Source organism: Streptomyces murinus (genome assembly GCF_002154555.1).
Lineage (GTDB): Bacteria > Actinomycetota > Actinomycetes > Streptomycetales > Streptomycetaceae > Streptomyces > Streptomyces murinus.
In genome coordinates, this window is sequence record NZ_MUNF01000533.1 from 1 (window position 1) to 3,030 (window position 3,030).

General features: G+C 75.4%; 1 protein-coding gene and 2 pseudogenes. All 3 read right to left on the reverse strand.

Features of this window, described 5'->3' with window-relative positions:
- Nucleotides 1-223, reverse strand: a pseudogene (locus CCN72_RS29015) (serine/threonine-protein kinase); the annotation flags it as partial.
- 106 nt (nt 224-329) lie between these two features.
- The gene (locus tag CCN72_RS29020; RefSeq protein ID WP_086810898.1) at nt 330-1,946 is read right to left on the reverse strand and encodes a serine/threonine-protein kinase; all 1,617 of its coding nucleotides are present in this window, start codon (nt 1,944-1,946) and stop codon (nt 330-332) included.
- Between the two features lie 104 nt (nt 1,947-2,050).
- Nucleotides 2,051-3,030: pseudogene (locus CCN72_RS39220) on the reverse strand (serine/threonine protein kinase); the annotation flags it as partial.

Consider the following 3,030-nt stretch of genomic DNA (forward strand, 5'->3'; position numbering starts at 1 on the left):
GCGCCTCCCGGTACAGCCGGTGGGCGAGCCGCCGGCTCTCCTCGTCCGCGACCGGATCGCCGGGCAGCGACGGCTCCTTGACGGCGACCCGGCCGCGCCCCTCGCCGCCCTCGTCCTCGGCGCGCCAGACGGTTCCGGTGGGTCCGGTGCCGAGGCGGCCGGTCAGCCGGTAGCGCCCGCCGATCAGACGTGCGCCGCGCGGGTGTTCGCCGTCGTCAGCCATGTCCCATCAGTACCGTGCGCACCGCGCCGTTGTCGAAGCGGGTGGTTCGGACGGGCCGACCGGCAACGCGGCCGCGTCCGTAGCCCGTTGGAGCGGCCGCCGGGAGTCAGAGCTTCTGCACCTCCAGGTTGGCGATCGCCGCCTTCGCGACCTGCCGTCCCCGCTCGGTGAAGTCGCCCTTGCCCGGGTACGCGACCAACAGCTCGTACATGTCGCCGGAGTGGGTGCGGTAGTAGAAGACCTGGAGTTCGCGCGGGCGGGGGTCCTGGCTGTCGTCGCTCGTGTAGACGACCGTGTTGCGCGCGGCCTCCCGGCCCTTGTACGTCGCGGTGTCGTCCGGCCGCGTCTTCGCGCCCTTGGGCATGTCGAGGGAGTACTCGCCCTGGGCGCGGAACTCCTCGTCGTCCGCGTACATCTGGGACCGCGCCGAGTTCTTGATCTCCCCGGAGTCGTCCTCCGACTTCCTGGCCAGGTCGAGCGTGATCGAGACCGCGCCGCTCCAGTCGGAGTACTCCACCCAGTTCTTGTCGGAGTCGTCCGAGCTCGGCCGGGACACCTGGTATCCGGCGGGCACGGCCAGGGTCGCGCCCAGCCTGCCCTCGGGCCGCATCGCCCACCCGTCGGGCAGCGGGCCCGCGAACGGATCGGCCAGCACGAGGTACGCCCCCACCACGAGCGCCACCACCGCCGCGCCCGCCCCCAGCCAGGCGGTACGACCGGACCGCCGGCGGCGCGCGGGCGGCGGGGCGGCGTGCGCCGACGGGACCGGGGACGGGGTGAGGTGCGGCCGCGGCGCCGGCGGCCCGACCGCCTCCGTGAGCAGCGCGCGCACCCGCTGCGCGGACGGCCGTCGCGCCGGGTCCTTGTGCAGCAGCCCGTCGATGACCTCGGCCAGCGGGCCCCCGGCCGCCGTGGGCGGGGCCGGGGTCGCGTTGAGGACGGACTGGAGGGTCGCCGGGGTGTTGCTGCGCCGGAACGGCGAGACGCCCTCGGTCGCGGTGTACAGCAGCACCCCCAGGGACCACAGGTCGCTCGCGGGGCCGGGAAGCTGTCCCAGCACCCGTTCCGGGGCGACGTACTCGGGCGAGCCGACGAACCCGCCGGTGTCCGTGAGCCGGGTGTCGCCCTCGATCCGCGCGATGCCGAAGTCGGTGAGGACGACCCGGCCGTGCCGCCCCAGCAGCACGTTGTCGGGCTTCACATCCCGGTGCAGGACGCCCGCCGCGTGCGCCGCCTCCAGCGCGCCGAGCACCTCAAGGCCGATCCGGGCGGCCTCGCGCGCGTCCAGGGTGCCCTCGTCGAGCACATCGCCCAGCGTCCGGCCGTGCACCAGCTCCATCACCAGCCAGGGGCGGCCGTCGACCACGGCGACGTCGTACACGTTCACCACGGCCGGGTGGTCGAGGCGGGCCGCGGCGCGGGCCTCGCGGCGCATCCGCTCGAAGGCGTTGGCGCGTTCCCGTTCGGGAAGGTGGTCCGGTATCCGGGGCTCCTTGACGGCGACCTCGCGGTCCACCGTCTCGTCCCGGGCCCGCCACACCGTGCCCATCCCGCCCCGGCCCAGCCTGGCCGTCAGCCGGTAACGGCCCGCGATCAGGGGCCCCTCGCCGGTGGCCGGTCCGTGGACCGTGGGCGGATCCTGTCGTGTGTGCGGCCTCGGCGGCTGAAGGACGAAGCTCGTCGTGTCGTCGGCCGCCCGGCCCGTTCCCCCGTCACTGCTCATGCACCATCCATATCGCGCCATCGCGCCCCCGATCCACCCGGAAGCGTTACTGGTCACGAACCCGTGACGCGGCGCACCGACCGGATCGCACCGACGGGATACGGTCAGTGCGCCGACGGCGAGAACGTGTCCAGCGCGACGTCGAAGTACTCCCGTGCCTCGCGTACCTTCCCGACCGGCGCAGACACCCACACGTCGTACAGCCGCCCGGACTCCTCCCAGCACAGGTCGTACGTGTGCCGCGCCCCCTCCGAGGCGCTGTAGCCGTTCCAGGTGAACTCCCAGAGCGCGGCGGGGTGTCCGGCGTGCGTGGTGCGGGTGACCCGGCCGTCGTGGTAACCGGGGTTGGACACCGACCCGTTGGCCGCCTGCCCCTTCATCACCGCCTGCGGGCCCCCGGGTTGGGGGGCGGCGATCTTGACGCCGAGCCGGTACGTGCCCTCCGGCGAGAGGTAGAACACCCGCTCCCCCTGCGGGCTGCGGGTGAAGTCGTCGGGCACGGCGAGCGAGAACCCTGCCGGGTCGCGGGCGGTGCGGTAGCCGGAGGGCGCGGTGCCGGGGCCCGGGGGCGAGGAGCCCGGCCGGGACGGGCTCGGGGTCGTGGCCGAGGGCGAGGGCGAGGGCGACAGGCCGGGGCTCGTACCGCCCGTACCGCTCGTGCCCCCGGGCGCCGGTGTCGTCGCCGTACCCCCGGGATTCCCGCCGCCCCCGCTGTCGCCCCGGTTGATCAGCAGGGTCGCGGCCGAGCCGCCCGCCGCCGCGAGCGCCGCGATCAGCAGGGCCGCCACCAGTACCGAGCGGGTCGAGGAGCGCCCGGGCGGCGCCTCCGCCGTGACCCCGGGCGGGCCGGGGAGCGGTTCGGAAAGGCCCGGCTGGGTGGGCGGCTGCGGCACGGTCCGCGGGCGCCCCGCCCCGAGCCGGTGTCCGCGCGCGGTGCCCGGCGCCTCCGGTGTCTCGGGGGTGTGCCCGGTCTCCAGATAGCCGCGCAGCATCCGCTCGGCCTGTGCCGCGCCGAGCCGCCGGTCCGGGTCGCGCTCCAGCAGCCCCCGTACGACGGGTCCCAGCGGCTCGGCCTCGACGGGCG

Coding starts and splice junctions, on each gene's coding strand:
- CCN72_RS29020 (WP_086810898.1), bottom strand. CDS start 1,946: ATGAGCAGTGACGGGGGAACGGGCCGGGCGGCCGACGACACGACGAGC.